General features: G+C 58.6%; 18 protein-coding genes. All 18 read right to left on the bottom strand.

The features are described 5' to 3' along the window. Window positions 1-2: 2 nt before the first annotated feature. Window positions 3-329, bottom strand: a complete 327-nt coding sequence (gene fliE, locus GFU70_RS07775) for a flagellar hook-basal body complex protein FliE (protein ID WP_003199082.1) — start codon at window positions 327-329, stop codon at window positions 3-5. A 215-nt stretch (window positions 330-544) separates the two neighbouring features. Further along, entirely contained in the window at window positions 545-1,939 is a 1,395-nt protein-coding gene (gene fleR, locus GFU70_RS07770; RefSeq protein WP_058542256.1) for a sigma-54-dependent response regulator transcription factor FleR, read from the bottom strand. A 5-nt stretch (window positions 1,940-1,944) separates the two neighbouring features. After that, the gene (locus GFU70_RS07765; protein WP_153387818.1) at window positions 1,945-3,153 is read right to left on the bottom strand and encodes an ATP-binding protein; all 1,209 of its coding nucleotides are present in this window, start codon (window positions 3,151-3,153) and stop codon (window positions 1,945-1,947) included. A gap of 110 nt (window positions 3,154-3,263) precedes the next feature. Then, complete coding sequence (locus GFU70_RS07760) at window positions 3,264-4,739, bottom strand: sigma-54 dependent transcriptional regulator (protein ID WP_058542254.1); 1,476 nt, start codon at window positions 4,737-4,739, stop codon at window positions 3,264-3,266. Between the two features lie 169 nt (window positions 4,740-4,908). After that, window positions 4,909-5,205: a flagellar protein FliT gene (locus GFU70_RS07755; protein WP_092331770.1), complete on the bottom strand. Its 297-nt coding sequence runs from the start codon at window positions 5,203-5,205 to the stop codon at window positions 4,909-4,911. Window positions 5,206-5,216: 11 nt separating this feature from the next. Continuing rightward, on the bottom strand, window positions 5,217-5,612 hold the full coding sequence (fliS, locus tag GFU70_RS07750; RefSeq protein WP_014337156.1) for a flagellar export chaperone FliS: 396 nt from the start codon (window positions 5,610-5,612) through the stop codon (window positions 5,217-5,219). A 131-nt stretch (window positions 5,613-5,743) separates the two neighbouring features. Continuing rightward, complete coding sequence (gene fliD / locus GFU70_RS07745) at window positions 5,744-7,177, bottom strand: flagellar filament capping protein FliD (RefSeq protein ID WP_058542252.1); 1,434 nt, start codon at window positions 7,175-7,177, stop codon at window positions 5,744-5,746. Window positions 7,178-7,259: 82 nt separating this feature from the next. Further along, window positions 7,260-7,625, bottom strand: coding sequence for a flagellar protein FlaG (locus tag GFU70_RS07740; RefSeq protein WP_058542251.1), 366 nt, complete (start codon window positions 7,623-7,625; stop codon window positions 7,260-7,262). A 72-nt stretch (window positions 7,626-7,697) separates the two neighbouring features. Further along, window positions 7,698-8,549, bottom strand: coding sequence for a flagellin domain-containing protein (locus GFU70_RS07735; RefSeq protein ID WP_058542250.1), 852 nt, complete (start codon window positions 8,547-8,549; stop codon window positions 7,698-7,700). Between the two features lie 253 nt (window positions 8,550-8,802). Beyond that, window positions 8,803-9,072: a hypothetical protein gene (locus tag GFU70_RS07730; protein ID WP_116642935.1), complete on the bottom strand. Its 270-nt coding sequence runs from the start codon at window positions 9,070-9,072 to the stop codon at window positions 8,803-8,805. After that, entirely contained in the window at window positions 9,069-10,361 is a 1,293-nt protein-coding gene (locus GFU70_RS07725) for a motility associated factor glycosyltransferase family protein (protein ID WP_116642936.1), read from the bottom strand. Before GFU70_RS07725 ends, GFU70_RS07730 begins: the two co-directional genes overlap by 4 nt. Window positions 10,362-10,444: 83 nt before the next feature. Beyond that, complete coding sequence (locus tag GFU70_RS07720; protein ID WP_058542247.1) at window positions 10,445-11,371, bottom strand: ketoacyl-ACP synthase III; 927 nt, start codon at window positions 11,369-11,371, stop codon at window positions 10,445-10,447. Window positions 11,372-11,567: 196 nt separating this feature from the next. Beyond that, window positions 11,568-12,620 carry a pseudaminic acid synthase gene (gene pseI, locus GFU70_RS07715; protein ID WP_058542246.1) on the bottom strand — a complete coding sequence of 351 codons (1,053 nt, stop codon included), beginning with the start codon at window positions 12,618-12,620 and terminating at the stop codon, window positions 11,568-11,570. Continuing rightward, on the bottom strand, window positions 12,613-14,118 hold the full coding sequence (pseG, locus tag GFU70_RS07710; protein ID WP_153387817.1) for a UDP-2,4-diacetamido-2,4,6-trideoxy-beta-L-altropyranose hydrolase: 1,506 nt from the start codon (window positions 14,116-14,118) through the stop codon (window positions 12,613-12,615). Before pseG ends, pseI begins: the two co-directional genes overlap by 8 nt. Then, entirely contained in the window at window positions 14,115-14,816 is a 702-nt protein-coding gene (gene pseF / locus GFU70_RS07705; protein ID WP_153387816.1) for a pseudaminic acid cytidylyltransferase, read from the bottom strand. The genes pseG and pseF overlap by 4 nt, the downstream gene beginning before the upstream one ends. Before the next feature lie 6 nt (window positions 14,817-14,822). Continuing rightward, window positions 14,823-15,983: a UDP-4-amino-4,6-dideoxy-N-acetyl-beta-L-altrosamine transaminase gene (pseC, locus tag GFU70_RS07700; protein WP_153387815.1), complete on the bottom strand. Its 1,161-nt coding sequence runs from the start codon at window positions 15,981-15,983 to the stop codon at window positions 14,823-14,825. Then, window positions 15,980-16,981 (bottom strand): UDP-N-acetylglucosamine 4,6-dehydratase (inverting), encoded by a 1,002-nt coding sequence (gene pseB, locus GFU70_RS07695; protein ID WP_153387814.1) that lies wholly within the window; start codon window positions 16,979-16,981, stop codon window positions 15,980-15,982. The genes pseC and pseB overlap by 4 nt, the downstream gene beginning before the upstream one ends. A 30-nt stretch (window positions 16,982-17,011) precedes the next feature. Beyond that, window positions 17,012-19,945 carry a TIGR00180 family glycosyltransferase gene (locus GFU70_RS07690; protein ID WP_153387813.1) on the bottom strand — a complete coding sequence of 978 codons (2,934 nt, stop codon included), beginning with the start codon at window positions 19,943-19,945 and terminating at the stop codon, window positions 17,012-17,014. Window positions 19,946-19,983: the final 38 nt, after the last annotated feature.

The raw sequence follows: 19,983 nt of genomic DNA, 5'->3' as shown, positions 1-19,983 counted from the left end.
CTTTAAACCGGCATCTGCATGATGTCTTGGTAGGCTTGAACCAGTTTGTTGCGAACCTGGGTCAACGCCTGAAACGAGACACTGGCTTTCTGCGAGGAGATCATTACGTCCGTCAGGTCGACGCCACTTTTGCCAATCTCGAAAGCACTGGCCAACTGGTTCGACGCCTGCTGGGTATCGTTCACTTTATTGACGGCCTGACCGAGCATGTCGGAAAAGCTGCTGCCACCCACCTGGGGGACCGCGACCGATTTAGGCTGGGCCATGGCGTCCATTTGCATGGCCCGCATGTCCAACATCAACCGATTAAATTCAATACCTTGGCTCATGGTCTACTCTCTCTGGCGGCCCGCATTTTTTTGACACTTACTCAGCGGGTATTCAGGTATTAGCAACAAGGGTGCCAGCTCCATGGCCGCAAAAAACAAATACATGTGGGAGCGGGCTTGCTCGCGAAAGCGGTGGTTCAGTCAATGCAACGGTGACTGGCAAATCGCTTTCGCGAGCAAGCCCGCTCCCACAAGGGATATTCGGTGCACATCATTCAACTGGCGAACAGATAAGCCTCGACGTCCATGCCAGCGTCGCGCATTTGCGCCAGCTTGTAGCGCAGGGTGCGCGGGCTGATCCCCAGGCGTTCGGCCGCCTCCTTGCGGCGACCGCGTTCGGCGCGCAGGGTGTCGATGATCATCTGGAACTCGCGACGACGCAGGTCGTCGCCCAAGGCACCGGCCGACTCGCCCTCCACTTCCACCGGAGGGGCAAAGGCCGCAGCTGGTACCGGCGACAGTGCAGGCAATGGCGCGCACGCCACCGGGCCCGCCAGGCAGAAATCCTCCGGCTGGATCAAGCCGCCCTGCTGCAGGATCAAGGCCCGCTGGATGGCGTTATCGAGCTCCCGGACATTGCCCGGCCACGGGTAGGCGATCAGGCAGGCCCGGGCATCGGCTGAAAGCCGGGCGGCAGCATGCTTCATTTTATTGACGTGTTTGTTCAGCAGACGCTCAGCCAGCGGCAGGATATCGGCGGTGCGCTCGCGCAACGGACGCCAGGCCAGCGGGAAGACCGACAGGCGGTAATAGAGGTCCTCACGAAACCGCCCCGCCGCCACTTCGCCAGCCAGATCACGGTTGGTGGTTGCCACCACGCGGATATCCAGGCTGATGGGCTTGCGCGCACCGACTCGCTCCACTTCCCGCTCCTGCAATACCCGCAGCAATTTGGCCTGCAAGCCCATCGGCATTTCTGAAATTTCATCCAGCAGGATCGTACCGCCGTCGGCCTGTTCGAACTTACCGGCCTGGGCGGCGATGGCCCCGGTGAACGAGCCCTTTTCATGACCGAACAGTGTCGCCTCGAGCATGTTGTCGGGAATCGCCGCGCAATTGATGGCGATGAACGGTTCGCTGGCGCGCCGGGACTGTTGATGGATGTAGCGCGCCAGCACTTCCTTGCCCGTACCGGACTCGCCGGAAATCAACACGGTTGAATCGCTGCGTGCTACCCGCGCGGCCAATTCCAGCAGTTGTGCACTGGCCGGCTCGATGGCCACCGGCCCTTCGCCCTCGACCGCGAGACTGCCCAAGGCATGGCGCGCGACCAGGTCCAGCAGTGCTTTTGGCTCGAACGGTTTGACCAGGTAATCCGCCGCACCCTGGCGCATGGCATCCACCGCGCGCTCGACGGCGCCGTGAGCGGTCATCAGCAAAACCGGCAGTTGCGGCTGACGGGCGCGCAGCAGGCCGAGCAATTGATGGCCATCCATGCCCGGCATATTGACGTCACTGACCACCAGGCTGAATGCTTCGCGGCCCACTGCCAGCAGCGCTTCTTCCGCCGAACCGACGGCGGCGTAGTCGTGCCCGGCGAGCACCAGCGTATCGGCCAGCGCCTCGCGCAAGGCCCGGTCATCTTCAACCAGCAACACCTTGATCGCCATGGCTTTCACTCCACCCCTGGCGCATTGGAAAACAGCGGCAAGCACACCGTCGCACAGGTGCCACGGCCCAACCGCGAGCGCAGTTGCAATTCTCCCTGATGGGCACGCGCCACAGCCTTGACCACGGTCAGGCCCAGGCCGGTGCCAGTGGTCTTGGTGGTGAAGAATGGCTCGCCCAGGCGCACCAGAACGGCCGGCTCGATACCGCTGCCGCTGTCGCTGACACACAAGCGCAAGGTGTGGTCGCGTGTATATAAGTGCACTTTCAGCCGGACGTCACCGCCACTGGCCTGGATCGCGTTTTCGATGAGGTTCAACACCGCGCCCACCAAAGTGTCGCGGTTGCACAACACCTCACCGACGTGGCTATCGCACTGCCAGCGGATCGGCAGTTCCTGCACATGGGTCAACGCCGCGGCCTGCAGTGACTGCAGCAAGGCCTTGGGAGTCACGCGGTCGGTCAACGGCAGCTCGCCGCGAGCGAATACCAGCATGTCGCGCACCTGGTGCTCCAGTTCGTGCAGGCGTTCTTTCAAGCGTCCGGCGAACCGTTGCTGGGTTTGCATCGGCAATTGCTGCTCAGTCAGATGACTGGCATAGAGCAGCGCGGCAGAAAGCGGCGTACGAATCTGATGAGCCAACGACGCCACCATCCGCCCCAGCGAAGACAGGCGCTCATGGCGAGCCAACTGGTCTTGCAGGTGACGGGTTTCAGTCAAGTCATTGAGCAGCACCAACTGCCCCGGCTCGGCATCCAGCGAGCGCGTCGAGATGGACAGGCGACGACCGTCCTTGAGGGACACTTCATGACCGTCGTCTTCCCGGGGCGCAAAGCAGCGGGCGATGACATGCCGCCACAGCTCACCTTCCAACGGCAGGCCGAGCAACTCGCAAGCCGCCGGGTTGGCTTCGCGCACACGGCCGTGGGCGTCGATGACGATAACGCCACCGGGCAACAGGTCGAGGAGGTTTTGCAGACGATTAGCCAGGCGTTCCTTTTCCGCCAGTTCCTGCATGCGCTGGGCGCTGACCACGGCCAGCTCACCCTTGAGCTCGGTGACTCGGGCTTCGAGCAGGCTGTAGGAATCAGTCAGTTGACTGGACATCTGGTTGAACAGCGAAAATGCCTGCTCAAGTCCAAGCCGACTTGCCTGTTCGGCGGACGGCATGTGTCCCGATTCAGGGACAGGAGACATCTGGGCGGCTTGGGTCATCGTGCTCTCTCGCTTGGCTGACCGTCAGTTAAACGGAACGTTGCGAGGGCTATAGCAATACCCGTGCCGAAAAAAAACCGCCTGAAAATCAGGCGGTTGGAAAACAGGCGTCAATCATCCGCCTGTTCATCTCCTTCGCGACGGCTCATGCCGTACTTGCGCATCTTCTCCACGAGGGTGGTGCGACGGATGCGCAGGCGTTCTGCCGCGCGGGCCACGATGCCGTTGGCATCGTCCAGCGCCTGCTGGATCAGCCCTTGTTCCAGGCCTCCCAGGTAATCCTTGAGATCCAGGCCCTCAGGCGGCAACAAGGCATTGGCGGTGAAGTCCGGCGTATGGCCGTTGATCGCCACCCGCTCTTCCAGATCGCTGCGCAGGCTGTCGACCATCTGCTCGTCTTCGTCGTCGACGTAGCGGAATTTCTTCGGCAATTCATTCACGCCGATCACCCCGTATGGGTGCATGATCGCCATGCGTTCCACCAGGTTGGCCAGCTCACGGACGTTGCCCGGCCAGCCGTGGCGGCACAGGGACATGATCGCCGCCGAGTTGAAGCGGATCGAACCGCGCTTTTCGTGCTCCATGCGCGAGATCAGTTCGTTCATCAACAACGGAATATCTTCGACGCGCTCACGCAGTGGCGCCATTTCGATAGGGAAAACGTTGAGGCGGTAGTAGAGGTCTTCGCGGAAACTGCCAACCTCGATCATGCTCTCGAGGTTCTTGTGCGTGGCGGCAATGATCCGCACATCGACGCTCTGGGTCTTGTTGCTGCCCACGCGTTCGAAGGTGCGCTCCTGCAGGACCCGCAACAGCTTGACCTGCATGGGCAATGGCATGTCGCCGATTTCATCGAGAAACAGCGTACCGCCGTTAGCCAACTCGAAACGCCCGGCACGGCTGGTGATCGCACCGGTGAAGGCGCCCTTCTCATGGCCAAACAGCTCGCTCTCCAGCAACTCGGCCGGGATCGCGCCACAGTTGACTGGCACGAACGGCGCTTCGCGGCGCTTGGAATGGTAATGCAGGTTGCGCGCAACCACTTCCTTGCCGGTGCCCGACTCGCCCAGGATCAGCACGCTGGCGTCGGTATCGGCGACCTGCTGCATCATCTGGCGCACGTGCTGGATCGCCCGGCTGGTGCCGACGAGACTGCGAAAAAGGTTGGGTTCACGATGCCTGCCGCGCTCGCGGGCCTGGTCGTACATCTCGCGATAAACCTGCGCGCGGTGCAGCGAATCAAGCAGCTTGCTGTAGCTGGGCGGCATTTCGAGCGTGGAAAGTACTCGGCGACGCTGGTCTTCAGGCAAGTCAAGGGAAGAATTTTCGCCCATTAACAAAACCGGAAGGAACTCATCCCAGGTTGAGAGTGTCTTTAGCAAGCCCAAAAGCGATGCGGGAGCATTTACGGTCCCGATAAGGACACAAATGACTTCACGACTGGACGACAATGAGCCGACAGCCTGCTGCCAGTCATGGCTTCCGCAGGGTAAATTTTCTTCGCCAAGAAAATTCAGGATCACCGCCAGGTCGCGGCGGCGGACGCTATCGTCATCAATCAGGAGAATTTTGGTTTCACGCCACATGCAATAGCAACTTCCCTAGTCAACCCAATGCCCGAAATTAGGGGGCAAGCTAGACGCTTGCAGACTTGTCATGCCTGTAGACGCCTTAAATCTGTAAACAGCTACTAGTTAAGTCAAAAAACCGTGCACAGTCAAATTTATGGCGCAACGGGCTCTCATTAACTGAGCATTAACCGAACAGATGGTAAACCTTTGCGGCGCTCTGTGCTTGATGGATCTGCTGCATCTCGTCGACGATCGCCTGACGCTCCCCCGTCGCCGCCTCCAGCAACTGCCGATACACCCCCAGCAATTCCTCAAGATTATTGCGCAACGCCGCCTCGTCCACCTCAGACTCGCTCAGGACGTCTTCCATGCAGGAACGGCAAGCCAGGTCCAACTGGCCGATTGCCTCCCAATTACGCTCGGCCAGGGCATCGACCAGGGCATCACGGGTTTGTTCGATTCGCTGCAAGACAAGACTCATGAGCGTACTCCTTAGAATTGCGGACCCGGTACAGCGATGGCATCCCAACCTTCCTTGACCGTGCCAAGCAGATCGGCGACTTCGTCGAGGATCTTCGGATCAGTCTTGGCGTTGGCTTCGGCCAGGCGCTTCATCATGTAGGTATAGAGGTTATCCAGCTCGGTTACCGATTCGGCCTGGTTTTCCAGGTCCAGGCCTTCACGCAAACCGCCGATAATGCCGATGGCCTTGCTGATCAGTACGCCTTTGTTGGCGATATCCTTACGCTCCATTGCACCCTTGGCCTGGGCAATGCGATCCAGCCCGCCCTCCATCAGCATCTGCACCAGACGATGGGGACTTGCTTCGGAGGTTTGCGCCTGGGCGCCAATCTTCTGGTATTGGCGAAGGGCTAACATCGGATTCATGTTCTACCTCATCAAAAAACTTCGGTTCGTATAAACAGCGTATCGACGCTGCGTCAAAAAACTTTAGGTCGAAAAGCCGAAAGCCCGGAACGCTGTCAAAACGTTGCCGGGCCTTTTGCATCGGTCGAAGATCAGCTGTTTTTCTGTTGTGCCGTCAACGCTTCGAACATGGAGGTGATGTTGCTGGCGGTGGCTTTAAGCCTGCCAACCAGAGTGTCCATGTCGTTGTACTTTTTGGTCAGTACGGCGGTGAGGGTTTCGATGCGGCGGTCCAAGGCCAACTGGTCTTCACTCAGTTTCGCCTTAAGAATTTCCAGGTTCTTGGATCGCGCCGTAAGGATGTTATCGACGGACTTTCCATTGGAGTCCTTCTTACTGGTCTCCGTGTAGGGATTGAGTGCATTCTGCATGCGCTCGATCAGGCCATTTTCCCCGGTGAACAGGGTCTGGATTTCCCCACCCAACTGCTTTTCGTTCACGGCAGTTGCGAATTTTGCACTGTCAAAATCCAGGGCGCCAGTCGTCTGGTTGGTCGTAATTCCCAATTGGGACAACACGGTCAGCTTATCGCCGGCACCGGTTTCGGACAACGGCGCGCGAATCGCGGCCAAAAGCGAGCGTGGCAATGAGTCGCCGGTCAACGCTGCAGGAACGGAATTACCATCAGCATCCGTCGAAGGCTTCGTCAACGATGTTACTGCCTTGGCAATGGCATTATAAGCATCGACGAATTTCTGGATCGAAGCTTTCAGGCCGTCGGTGTTGGCGGCAACGGTGACAGTTGTCGGACCGGAGCCGGCGACGAGTAATGTCATGTTCAAGCCCGAAATAACATTATCCAGCTTGTTGGTTGGACTGGTCATTGACAGCCCATCAACAGTAAAAATTGCGTCTTTAGCGAGGCCGATTGAACCCGAAGAAGTTGCGCTGGGCGTCCCCATCTCCGTAGAACCGTCGGCGGCCAGGCTGGCAATTCCGCTGAGCGAGATATCACTGCCAGCGCCGGTTTTCGTCGACCCCACCACTAAACGGGAACCAAAGTTGTCCGTGACGATGTTGGCGGTCAAACCACTGGAGGAATATTTGCTATTGATCGCATCCCGAACCGACTGCAGCGTCGCGTCAGCTGGGATATCAAGCGTGTAATCGGTGCCACTTTGGCTGATGGTCAGCGTGCCCGCCTCTACGGCACTGGAGGTGCCACCCGCGAATGCGGCGGTAGCGACTTTTGATGACGTCGCCAACTGAGTGACATTTACCGAGTAAGTGCCACTAACTGCCGAATTTCCGGCTGTCACCGTCAACGCACTGGTGTTGGCCGAAGTAGCAGCGACCCCAGTAAATTGGGGCGTGGTCGTGCTGCCCAGGCTTTCAAGCGCAGATTGGAAGGTAGCCAGCAGCGACTTCAGGGTGCCGATCCCCGAAATATTGGCCGCATTGGTCTTGGTGGCACGGTCAATCTGACCTTGCTTGGCTGCTTTGTCAGAATCCACCAATGCCTTGACGATAGCACCGGTATCAAGGCCAGAGCCTAAACCCAAGCCAGGTAGAATTGGACTTGCCATGTGGGACTCCCTTCAGTGTGCCGCCGGCCTTTTGACCTTTACAACGCTCAAAAGAACCAAACAACAAAATTCGTGCCAGCTGTCAGGCTTGTGCGCTGAACAACAGGCTGCTTGCATCATTCAAACTGTTCGCCAGTTTAAGCACTTCTTCATTAGGGATCTGGCGAATCACTTCACCGGAACCACTGGCAATCACTTTGACAACCACTTTGCCTGAAGGCTCATCGATTGAGAACTCCAGGTTGCGCTTGACCGACTGAACGAAGGTTTCGATTTCCTGAACCGCCTTCTTCAGCTTCTCTTGCTCGGCCACGGCGTCTTTGGGCTTATCCTTGACCGGTACCACTTCGGCAGCATCGGCTCGAGGCTTCTCCGCTGATTTTTCGGCAAATGTCGTCGCCGGCTTCGCAGCTGGATAAGACAAGTTCAGCTTCACGCTCATATCCATGTCCATCACCTCTTGAACGGAAAAAGCGAGAGAGTACGCAAGCGCACTCCCCCGCTAAAACTCATCCAGCTATTACTGAAGCAGCTTCAGTACAGCGGATGGCAACTGGTTGGCCTGGGCCAGAACCGAAGTGGAAGCCTGTTGCAGAGTCTGCTGCTTGGTCAGCTGGGCAGTTTCAGCAGCGAAGTCGGTGTCTTGTACGCGACCCAATGCAGCAGCAGCGTTTTCGTTGACGTTTTGCAGGTTGGAGATGGTGCTGGTCAGACGGTTTTGTGCAGCACCGAGGTCAGCACGGCTGGCGTTGATGGTTGCCAGTGCAGCGTCGATTGCGTCGATTGCAGCAGAGGTGCTGGCTTCTGCAGTGGCACTGCTGTTACCGGTGATGGCGATGGCACCAGAGTCAACACTCAGGGTTGCAGCGTCGAAGCCGCTATCCAGAGTCAGGGTAATCTGGTTGGTAGCACCGGTGTTGGAACCGACCTGGAAGGTCATGGTGCCAGCGGAACCGTCGATCAGATTCTTGCCGTTCAGGTTGGTCGAATCAGCGATACGAGTCAGTTCGTCCGACATCTGAGCAAATTCTTTGTTCAGAGCCACACGGTCAGCAGTACCGTTGGAGTCGTTTCGAGCCTGGACAGCCAGTTCACGCATACGCTGCAGGATGTTGGTGGATTCCTGCAGAGCGCCTTCAGCGGTCTGAGCGATGGAGATACCGTCGTTGGCGTTTTTGATCGCAACAGTCTGACCGCGGATTTGCGAAGTCATACGGGTAGCGATCTGCAGGCCGGCGGCGTCATCTTTGGCGCTGTTGATTTTCAGGCCGGAAGACAGACGGGTCATCGAAGTGGAGAGAGCATCGGAAGCCCGGTTCAGGTTCTTCTGAACGTTCAACGATGTGACGTTGGTGTTTACTGTTAAAGCCATGACGAATTCCTCGTTGGTTGGGTACTGCGGCTTCCGGCCCTGGCAACCGCCGGGTGTGGCCTAGAGAACCTTCGTAATAGTTATCGTCGTAATCGGAACTTGCTTTAGCGGTTTTTTCAAAAATTTTGCCATCAGGGTGCCACCCCTCATAAATCAAGGACTTGGCAACACCCGCAGGGTAAAAAAATGACGCCAGGGAACTGCCGCAATCGGAACCTGATCGGAAGATGGCAACGATCAACAGGCCAACGACTTAAATCGCCTGACCAGCGGTCAACAGATCAACCAACTCGTACTCAAGATAATCAGCCAGCGAAAGCCAGTTCTGGCCCTGTTGATCGTTGAACATCAACGTGAGCAACCCGCTCCACGATGATTGGAGGTCGCCAGGCATAAGCTCGATAAAAGCCTGTGCCGCTTCGATCATCGCCACCATCGCCAGCCCTGCCTCGACATCGCACCCCAGACGAAACAAGCGCGCGCACTCACGGGCATCAACAACCACAGTTTCAAGCCCGGTCATCGCACAAACTCCGGATGAAAAACAGTGCCCACGATCATCGCCCCATCCCGACTGCTGTTATAGAAACGCACCTGGGGATGGTTGGCGATAAAACGCTCCAGTTCACACAGATAGCTGCGAAAGTTGAGCTGGGTCTTGACCCGCTGGCCATGACCATCCAGCACCCAGTGTTTTGCCGCGCCCAGTTGCGGCCCGAGGTCGCCATCCCCCCAGCCGGCATGGGTCTTGTCATTAGGGAAGGCGAAATCGGCCCCGAACAGAGTGATGTGTGCCGCTCCCATTTTTACCGCCAGGTCCACCGCCGGATGAATCACGCTGCCGCCCACATGCAGTTCGCCTCGACGCGATTGTTGACGCAACGATCCATAAATCGGACTGGAGGAGTAAGCGCAATACCGAGGCCCCTGCCAGGCGCCGAGCATCACGGGGTCAGCCATTGGCATGTAGACCAGCGAAATGGCGCCCGTGTTTTGCGACGGGAGATGTTGCGTCGAGATACGTTGATCGATGCTGACCACAATATCCGGTCGGATGCCGTGGTTGATCAACGGTCGGTAGGCCGTATCGACACAAACCAGCAAGGGACGCCCAGGTTGGTCGTTCAGGCCGCGCAGCGCCTCGAAGTGCTGCTCAAGACTAGGGCCGGTGGCAATGACAAACGCTTCCCGTCCATCTAGGGAGTTGAACAGTTCGGTAACATCACGATCTGCTTGCACCAGGCCGAAAGTGGCTTGCAGGCGCTCGATGATTTGCGGTGCCTCAGGGTGGAATTCACGGTTGTTGAACGCCAGGTGGGTTTCACTCATCAATCGATCACGAATTTTCGCGTTGAAGTCATCGGCTAACACCAGCTCGGCAGGCAACGCAAAAAATGGCGACTGGATCTCGGCAAGGTCCCCCGCATAAAGCAGTTCGACCCGTGGATCGGCGAGCCATGGCGATTGATCCAGCAGCTGCAACACCAAGGCGAACACCGAACCGTTGAGGACATGCACGTACAGTTTCGCGAGCCCTACCCGCTCCAACAGCCGGCCTTGCAGATCCCCCAGCCCAGTGCCATAAACATGCACAATGGCAGCGTCCAGCGGCAGGCTGGCGGCTTGCAGGTCTGCCTCGGCGAGACGGTCATGGCGGCTGGTCAACTGAATGCCATTGATGCTCAGGGTCGAACCAAGCCCCTCGACCAGATCCGCCTGCAACGCACCAACATCCTCCAGCAACAGGTGCTCGGCCAGGGCAGGCCAACGCTGCTGGATCACCTGGAGGTTGTGTTCAAAGAACTCGCTCATGGCATCTCGCTTTTGCATCAGGCAAAAAAATAGCGTTCAAGGTTACACCTTGGACGCTATTTTTGTGCCCGGGTTTTAGTGGTTTACGGGCGATAGATGATCGCCGAGCCCCAGGACAGGCCCACGCCAAAACCACTTAATGCCACGCGCGTCCAATCGGAATCGAGCACGTGTTTTTCCAGCAGTAACGGAATGCTCGACGACACGGTGTTCCCGGTCTCGACCATGTCCTTGATGAACTTTTCCGGCTCACCCTCGAAACGCCGCGCCACGGCATCGACAATCGCCGCACTGCCCTGGTGAATGCAGAACGCATCAATGTCGCTGGCCTGCAGATCGGAATCGGCGAGCAACTCATGCAGATGGGCCGGCACCTTGAGCAAGGCGAAGTTGAACACCTGGCGGCCGTTCATGAAGAACACGCCGTCGCTGACCTTCAGGTGCGGCGCGCCGGAACCGTCGGTGCCGAACTTGGCCTTGCCCAGCTGCCAAGGCGCCTCTTCACCCATCCAGGTCGCGGTGGCGGCGTCGCCAAACAACATCGTGGTGTTGCGGTCTTCCGGATCGACGATTTTCGAATACGGATCGGCCGTTATCAGCAGGCCATTTTTCAGGCCGGCAGCTTCCATGAAGCCCTTGATGGCGTAGATGCCATAGACATAACCCGAACAGCCCAGGGAGATATCAAACGCCGCCACGGTGGTCGGCAAGCCGAGCTTGTCCTGAACAATGGCCGCCGTGTGAGGCAAACCTTCTTCGTCACCGTTCTGGGTGACGACGATCAGTACATCGACAGATTCGCGCTTCAGTCCGGGATTGTTGGCAAACAGCGCATTGGCCGCTTCTACACACAGGTCCGAGGTTTCCTGCCCGTCATCCTTGCGTGGCAAGAAGGCCGAACCGATCTTGCCCAGGATGAACTCTTCATCCTTTTCGAATTTCGCACCCTGTGCGTAATTGTCCACGCCGGCTACAGGAACGTAGCTCGCAATGCTTTTTATGCCAATCATTACGGCTTCCCAATCAAAAACAGCCCAATACCACCGCTCGCAAGGAATCGAGGGGCGCCGACAAACGGGAAGTGTAAAGGGCTATCACTGGGCCTGATAAGGGCCAGGCGCCATCTTCCCGGTCAATACAATACAGTGAAGATGCGCGTTATGACTCATAGGTCACGCGATTTTACTGATTAGCTCGATCACAAAGCTATTCAACCAGCGCCCAGGCCAGGGGAGTACCCCGCGCGATTGCCTGGCGAGCGCACCGGCCCATCACCGAGTCCACATGTTTGGGAGCCAATCCCAGGCCCGGGCGGATGGCCCGCAGGTTCTGCGGTGTAAACGCATCACCAGGGTTCATGTCTTGCGTCACGTACAGCGACCGGCGATAGACCAGCGACTTGCGCTCAGCCTCCGTCACGCCATAGTGCACCTGCCCAAGCGCCTGCCAGGCGCGCTCGGTTTCGATCACCAGCGCCGCGAGTTCCGCCGGTTCCAGAGAGAAACTGGCGTCCACACCGCCAGCGGCGCGGTCAAGAGTGAAATGTTTTTCCACCACGGTCGCGCCCAACGCCACGGCGGCGACAGAGACCCCGACCCCCATGGAATGGTCCGACAAGCCCACCTCACAGCCGAACAATTCTCGCAAATGAGCGATAGTGCGCACATTGCTGTTGGCCGGCGTGGCCGGATAGGTACTGGTGCATTTGAGCAGCACCAGATCCTTGCAACCGGCCTCGCGGGCGGCGCGCACGGTTTCGTCGAGCTCGGCAATGCTGGCCATGCCGGTGGAAATGATCAACGGTTTACCAGTCGCGGCAACCCGGCGGATCAGTGGCAGGTCCGTGTTTTCGAAACTGGCGATCTTGTAGGCTGGCACATCCAGGCTCTCAAGAAAATCTACCGCCGTTTCGTCGAACGGGGTCGAGAACGCCAGCATGCCCAACGCCTTGGCCCGGGCAAAAATCGGCGCATGCCATTCCCAAGGTGTATGGGCTTTTTCATACAGATCATAAAGAGACGTTCCAGCCCAGAGGCTGTTAGGGTCCTTGATGAAAAACTCGCCCGCGCTCAAATCCAGCGTCATGGTATCGGCCGTGTAGGTCTGGAGCTTCAAGGCGTGCGCCCCCGCCCGGGCGGCGGCCTCGACGATCTGTAACGCCACCTCCAGGGACTGGTTATGATTGCCGCTCATCTCGGCAATGATGAACGGCGGCGCCTCCGCCCCGAGGGTACGGTGGCCGATCTTGAAACTACTCATGAGGGTGGTCCTTCAATACGCGCGTGAGCACGCAAGTGCTCTGAATAAAACCGGCCTGGCGAAACAGGCTCAGGGAGGTTTGATTGGCCGGCAAAACTTGTGCGGTAAGAGCCCGCAATTGAGGCCAATGGACAGCAGCAAACGCTTCGCCACGGGCCAGCAACGCTTTGCCCCACCCCAGCCCCATCCGGTCTTCGAACAGATAGATTGACACGAGCGCCTCGTCACCCTGCAGGTCATAACGCAATGCGCCCACCGGGCCATCTGCCGCTTCGCCGATCAGCAACAGGCGTTGCGCATTGACCAGGCTTGCTTGCAACCATTGGCAATGGCGGCTCCAGTCGATCACCGATGTATCCAGCGATACACGGCGCACAGCCTCGGCGTTACGGCCATCAAAAAGCAATTGGGCGTCGTCTTGTGTGGCCGGGCGAACTTGCAACAATGCACCGGCCAACGCGACGGCGACCCGTTGGACGCCCAGGCCATCGACCAGTTGCCGGGAGTGCTCGGCCAAACTTCTGCGCAGGTCTTGATTGCCTGCGACAAAGCCAATGGCCTGACGTAACTGTTCGACACTGACCTCCTCGTGGCGGCCGAGATAAATATGGGCTCCGGAGATCGCCATCACCTCGCTATTGGCCTGCTGATTATTCGATACCGCGATGCAAATTGTTGGCAACCCCATTGCGGCGCGCTCCCAACTGGTACCACCACCGGCGCCAATGAACAGATCGGCTTCGATCATGAGCTGATGGAAATGGCTGACGAAGCTGTGCAGTCGCCAGTGAGGTCGACTCGCCGACATCCCCAGCATCTGAGCCCAGGCCGGGTTGTCGGCACCCGCGACAAAATCGACTTCAAGCTCATCGAAATCCGCCAGCGCGAGCATGGCACGGTGAGTCTGCATCGCCGCGTCAAACCCACCGAAGTTCACCAGTACACGCCTGGCCTGGGGTTTTATGGTAATCGCCCCGCAGCGAAACTCATCTCGCAACAGCGCATAACGCGGCCCCAACAGCGCCTGGCAATGCGCCGGCAACAAACCCGAGTAGGCAGCTCGGTTCCCGGACAGGTTCTGGTTGAGTAGCAAATCAACGCTATAAGTGCGGGTGGCCAAGTCATCCACTGCCATGATCCTTGGCGCAAAGCGCCGGGCGGCAGTTTGCCAATAATGATCCAGGCCGTAATGGTCGACGATGAGCCAGTCGAAACCAGCCTGGCCGGCCAATACCTGTTCCAACGCCGTGATATCCGCCTGCCAGGGCAGCAAGGACTCGATGGCCTGCTGCGGGTCTTCCCCAGGATAAAAATCCGGTAGGACAAACGTCTCGAAGCCCTCGGACGCCAACGCTTGCAGGCGATGCCCCAACAACTGGCGGCAAGCAAACGCGACATGAGCCCCCTGCTCGCGCAACACCCGAGCCAAGGTCAGGCAGCGGGCGATGTGCCCACTGCCAATGGTTGGCGAAGCGTCGGCACGGATCAGAACCCTCATTGCAGCTCACCGCCAGCCTTCAATGCCGCATAGAGGTATTCGGCCCGCTTCCAATCTTCGAGTGTGTCGATGTCCTGCACCAGATGGCGAGGCAGGAACACCGGCAAGCTGCTGGGCGAAAACAACGTATCACCGCGCAACCAAGCCTCCCGGCGCCCCCAGTAGAATTGGCCCGCGTCCTGAAACGCTTCGGGCAGGTCCTGGGAGCGCGTGTCGCGAAACTGCGGATAAAGCGGGGTCAGCGCGCCCTGCTCATCCAAGGTCAAGGCCCGCTGTACGGGAAAACCGAAACCGGTCACTGAAAACGCGAATGACTTGTCAGGGTGCTCGCGTAACAACTCAAATCCCTCACGCAGGAACCGAGCCTGCAACAGCGGCGCGGTGGCATAGATGCAACAGGCAAAATCGAACGAGCGCTCACGCAATTTACCCAAGGCATGGGCAATCACCGCTGCCGTCCCCGTGAAATCATCGGCCAATGTCGTAGGTCGCATGAACGGCACCTGCGCACCATGGGCCTGCGCCAGCTCAGCGATCTCTTCGTCATCGGTGCTGACAATCACGTCATCGAACAACCGTGACGCCAGGGCTGTACGAATCGAGCGGACGATCATCGGGACGCCATCGAACAGCTTCAGGTTCTTGCGCGGGATCCGTTTGCTGCCGCCACGGGCAGGAATGATCGCGACTGCGCTCACGTGTCGTTACTCCTCAAGCAATCGGTGTAGTTGCTCGACCACATAGTCCTGCTGTTCATCACTGAGGGAAGGGAACATAGGCAAGCTGATCGCTTCGCTGTAATAACGTTCGGCCTGGGGAAAATCACCTGTGGCGAATCCCAGGTCACGGTAATACGGTTGCAAATGAACCGGAATGTAATGCAGGTTTACGCCAATCCCGGCTGCGCGCAAGCCCTCGAATACCTGAAGGTGGCTGAGGGTGATGCCATCAAGTTGCAAGCGCACCACATACAAATGCCAGGCCGACTCCGCCTCGGGCTGTAAGCCCGGCAAGGTCAATGGCAAACCGCTCAGCAAACGATCGTATCGCGCTGCCAACTCACGGCGCCGTGCGATAAACCCATCCAACTTGTTCAACTGCGAGAGCCCCAGGGCGGCCTGCAGGTCTGTCATGCGGTAATTGAAACCCAACTCGACCTGCTGGTAGTACCACGGCCCATGGCTGGACTCGGTCATTTGACCGGCGTCGCGGGTCATTCCGTGGCTGCGCAGGCGTTGCAGGCGCTGTGCCAGGTCCGGGCGATTGGTCAGGATCATGCCGCCTTCGGCGCTCGTGATGATTTTCACCGGATGGAAACTAAACACTGTCATGTCCGCGAATTCGCCACAGCCCACTGGTCGGCCCGCATAAGACGCCCCCACAGCATGGGAAGCATCCTCGATCACTGTGAAGCCGTATCGCTCGGATAGCTGACCGATTCTGCGCATGTCACAGCTTTGCCCCGAGAATGCCACCGCCACCAACACTTTGGGCAGAGTCCCATCGCGCTCGGCCTCTTCAAGCTTTGTGGTAAGGGCATGGACATCGAGATTCCAGGTCAGCGGATCGATATCGACAAAATCGACCTGCGCGCCGCAATAACGCCCGCAGTTGGCCGAAGCCAAGAAGGTATTGGGGGTAGTCCATAAACGATCACCTGGCCCTAGCCCCGCCGCCACGCAGGCGATGTGCAGCGCGGCGGTCGCATTGCACACCGCCACGGCGTGATCGGCCTGGCAACGGAGGGCCATGGCCTGTTCGAAACGCTCAAGCGTCGGCCCCTGGGTCAGCCAATCGGAGTGCAATACCGCGACCACCGCATCGATGTCAGCTTGATCGAGGCTTTGCCGACCGTAGGGAATCATGTCGGCAACCGGGCATGAAGGTCGGCAATCTGATCCACCGACAAAAAATGCGGATTGGTGTCGGAGCGATATTCGAAGTCCTCCGCCACAGGCTTGCCTCGTTCGCCCAGGTTATCCACCGTAAAATCCACATCCACGCTGGTAAAGCGAATCGACGGCTGGATGGTGTAGTGATCGGCAAACTCGATGGTCATGCGCGCGTCGTCCAGCGGCACCATTAGCTCATGGAGTTTTTCGCCAGGACGAATCCCAACGTTTTTGTGAGGCAAATGCCCAGCCATGCCCAACGCCAGATCGACAATACGAATCGACGGAATTTTCGGCACGAAGACTTCACCGCCGTGCATGCGGGCAAAACTGTCGAGCACAAATTGCACACCGTGATCGAGAGTGATCCAAAAGCGGGTCATACGTTCGTCGGTAATAGGCAACTGCGTCGCGCCTTCCGAGATCAGCTTGCTGAAGAACGGCACCACCGAGCCTCGCGAGCCGGCAACATTGCCGTAGCGCACCACAGCAAATCGGGTCTGTTGTTCGCCAGCGATATTGTTGGCCGCCACGAACAGTTTATCCGACAGCAACTTGGTCGCACCGTACAAGTTGATCGGACTAGCCGCCTTGTCCGTGGACAGTGCCACGACCTTTTTCACGCCATTGTCGATGGCCGCAGCGATAATGTTCTCCGCGCCATTGACGTTGGTGCGAATGCACTCGGTGGGGTTGTACTCTGCCGCCGGCACTTGCTTGAGAGCCGCCGCGTGCACTACATAATCAATACCGCGCATGGCCTGGCGCAAACGGTCGGCGTCACGCACATCCCCCAAGAAGTAACGCATGCAAGGGGCATTGAACGTCTGCTGCATCTCGTACTGCTTGAGTTCGTCGCGGGAAAAAACCACCACGCGCTTGGGCTGATAATGCTCCAGCAATCGGCGAATAAAACTGCGCCCGAACGAACCAGTGCCGCCAGAGATGAAAATCGATTTACCGTTGAACATACCTTGAGTCCTTTTACCTGACAGCCAGGCCTATGCGAGCAACCGCGCCCAGTCCACCGCCGTGGCGTCGCCCAGCGCGAAGCCAGTACCGGTCAGGGCCAGGTTGGGGTTACGAGCGGCGTCGTGGTCGAAGCGCGCCTGCCACTTGTTGCGCAAGGCGTCGGCCGCCTCCGGCGCATCGGGGAACGTACCGGCGTGCAGCATCTGGGCCTGGGGTGTCCAGACCGTGAGATAACCCGCATCAGCCGCTTTCAGGCACAAATCGACATCGGCGAAGGCGTCGGCGAAGTGCTCTTCGTCCAGGCCACCCACAGCGTCGAACAAGTCTTTGCGGATCATCAAGCACGCGCCGGACACCGCCGAGTAGTTCTGTTCCGCCTGATGACCATTGAGGTAGCCCTTGGCGTCCTTGCGCTCGCCAACAAATACCGTGACCACCTGACCGTCTGGCTTGAGCACCAGGCCAGCCTGGGTGGTAATGCCGCGTATATCCATTTGTTTGCTGCCGACGACTCCCACTTCTGGCCGCTGGGCCTGATTGAGCAGGCTGTCGAGCCAGTTGGCGTTGACCACCTGCACCTGGGCCGACAGCAGCACCAGGTAATCCCCTTTGGCCTGGGCGCTCGCCCAGTTGTTCAGGGCCGAAGTGCCGAGGCGCTGGTCGCTGCGCAGGATGCGGATCCGATCGCCCTTGCCTTCCAGATTGTCGAGCCACTGGGCCAACGTTTCGGATTGGCTGTGATTGTCCGCGATCAGAATTTCATGCCGATGGTAACGCGTGCGCTGCAGCACGCTGACCAGCGCCTGCTGTACTTGCTCAAGGTTGTCCCGGCTTTCGAGAATGATCGATACCAAGGGCCGCTCGGCGTGCTGGTAATCGATCTGGTACGTCAGCGGCTGTGCCGAGGTGACTTGGGCGCGATACCCTCGAGCGGTCAGGTGACGTGTCAGTACCTGACGCTCCTGGGGGTTTTCTTCCTGGGCCGGGGCGTTGCAGATCAACAACGGCTCGGCCAGGTGCGCCAGGCCGGCCAACCCTGCGTCCTCAATCAGGCGCAACAACAGATCCAGCTCCAGGGCCTGAGTGTATTCAGCCGTAAAGCCGCGAGCCTGGGCCAGCACCTCACGACGAATCAGCCAGTGACGCGCCATCAACGAGGGCACCGATTGCAGCAGGTCGAAGTTGACGCCCGGACGGAATACGTCGGTGAGGCTGCCGTCAGCCTTGCGCTGGATTTCATCCATGGCCACGGCGCGCACACCTTCGGCACCGATCAGTTCGAGGCTGGCGCGCAGCAGGCCACTGGCGGTGAACTGGTCACCGGCCTCGGCCAGCATCAGCCAGTCGGCGCTGGACTGCCCGATGATCTGGTTGATGCGCTCGACATAGTTAGTGGGGCTGACTTTGACGAAGTGTACGGTGTCACGTACCGAAGTGGTCGCCGGTAGGTCACCCGTGGTGAACACCACTACGTTGAATGCTTTGCAATGGCCATTGACCAGGCTGTCGAAGGTGGCCTGCAGCTTGAACATGTCAGCGTCCAGGTCCAACAGCAAGATGCCGAAGCGCGGGCCACCTTGATGCTCAGCCAGATGAGCCGCGATGGACTTGAGTTGCTGCGCGCCCGGATTACGTACCTCAAGCCAGTTCAACAGACGGCCGGAGTGCATGTTTTCCAGCAGCCGGCGGTCCTGCTGACCCGGCACCGAGTCCAGTCGCTCGGCCCAGGCCTGCAACTTCACCGCCTCATCAGGCTCTGCGCTGTTTTTCAACGATTCGGCCAAGCGCTTGACCACGGTACGGTTGAACGCATACAGGCCTTGGGCTTCCCACAAGCGACTGCGCAATGTGCGTTCGTTATCGTTGGGTTGCACGCGCATCAGTTCGTGCTGGCGTAGCAGAATACCTTCCAACTGCTGAAGCTGCAGGCGACCGGCCGGCATGGCGTGCAACAGGAATTCAAACTGGGTCAGGAGATCGAATACGCGCTGGTTGTAAAAAGGCATCTCGACAAATTGTTGCGGGCCAAACGAACGCACTGGCTCGTCACCAGCCTGCAGCCAGGCCGAACGAATGATCTGTGTACCCTTAAGTGAACGCCCTTGCTGCAGGCAGTCAGCCATGGCCGCGAAGCTGTCCAGAGCAATCTGCTTGATCCGTCCCGGAGCCTGCTCGCGCAGCGGTGTCGGAAGGGACGCCAGGAACTCCGCGAACTGCTCTCGCTCGGCGACACTTTTTGCATCCTTGTAGCTGAGCACGGTCAACACGTTGGTGTTGTGCTCTGAGCCGCCGTAGTTGAGTTCACGAACGGCGAATGGAATCGGCAGGATCCGCGCCTTGGCGCAGGCCAGCAGATAAAAGGTGTGGCCGATCTCCTGCCATTCGAAACTGGTGCCCGGCGGCAACAGGCCATACCACTGCTGCAGCAGATCAGTGCGGGTCACGGCATAAAATGGCGGCAGGAACTGATCCATGAAGCGGATTACCCGGTCTTCGGCCAGCTCGCTGTTGTAATCCTCATGCACCTTGCGATCGCGACGGAAGTAATTCACTTCGGTCGCACACGACAGATACATGATCCCGTAGCCATGGCACAGGCCGTAGTCGGGGTTGGCCTCGAGAAACTCCACCGATTCGGTCAACGCATCGTGCAACAGGAAATCGTCATCGGCGGCGAACACCATGTACGGCGTCGTGACCTGATTGACGCCGTACACCAGTTTGTCCTGCAGCCCCTTGTAGGTGAACTGAGGCAAATGGCGATAATCAACCGACGGAAAATCCCGGGCGATTTGCTCATCGCGCTCAACCGACGAATCAAGCACCAGCACCGAACACGGATAGCTACTGTAGTAATGCAATGTGCGCCGCAGGAATGCGCTGCGGTTGTGGGAGATCACCACCACCGTGAACCGCTCGCTCAGCGGTGCCACGTTGTTTTGAATATTGTTTCGAACCTGCATATTTCCTGTCCCCACAACCTGCCAGACGCCAATGACTT

The organism is Pseudomonas brassicacearum, assembly GCF_009601685.2.
Taxonomy (GTDB): domain Bacteria; phylum Pseudomonadota; class Gammaproteobacteria; order Pseudomonadales; family Pseudomonadaceae; genus Aquipseudomonas; species Aquipseudomonas kilonensis_B.
This window is presented reverse-complemented; position numbering and strand designations above follow the sequence as displayed.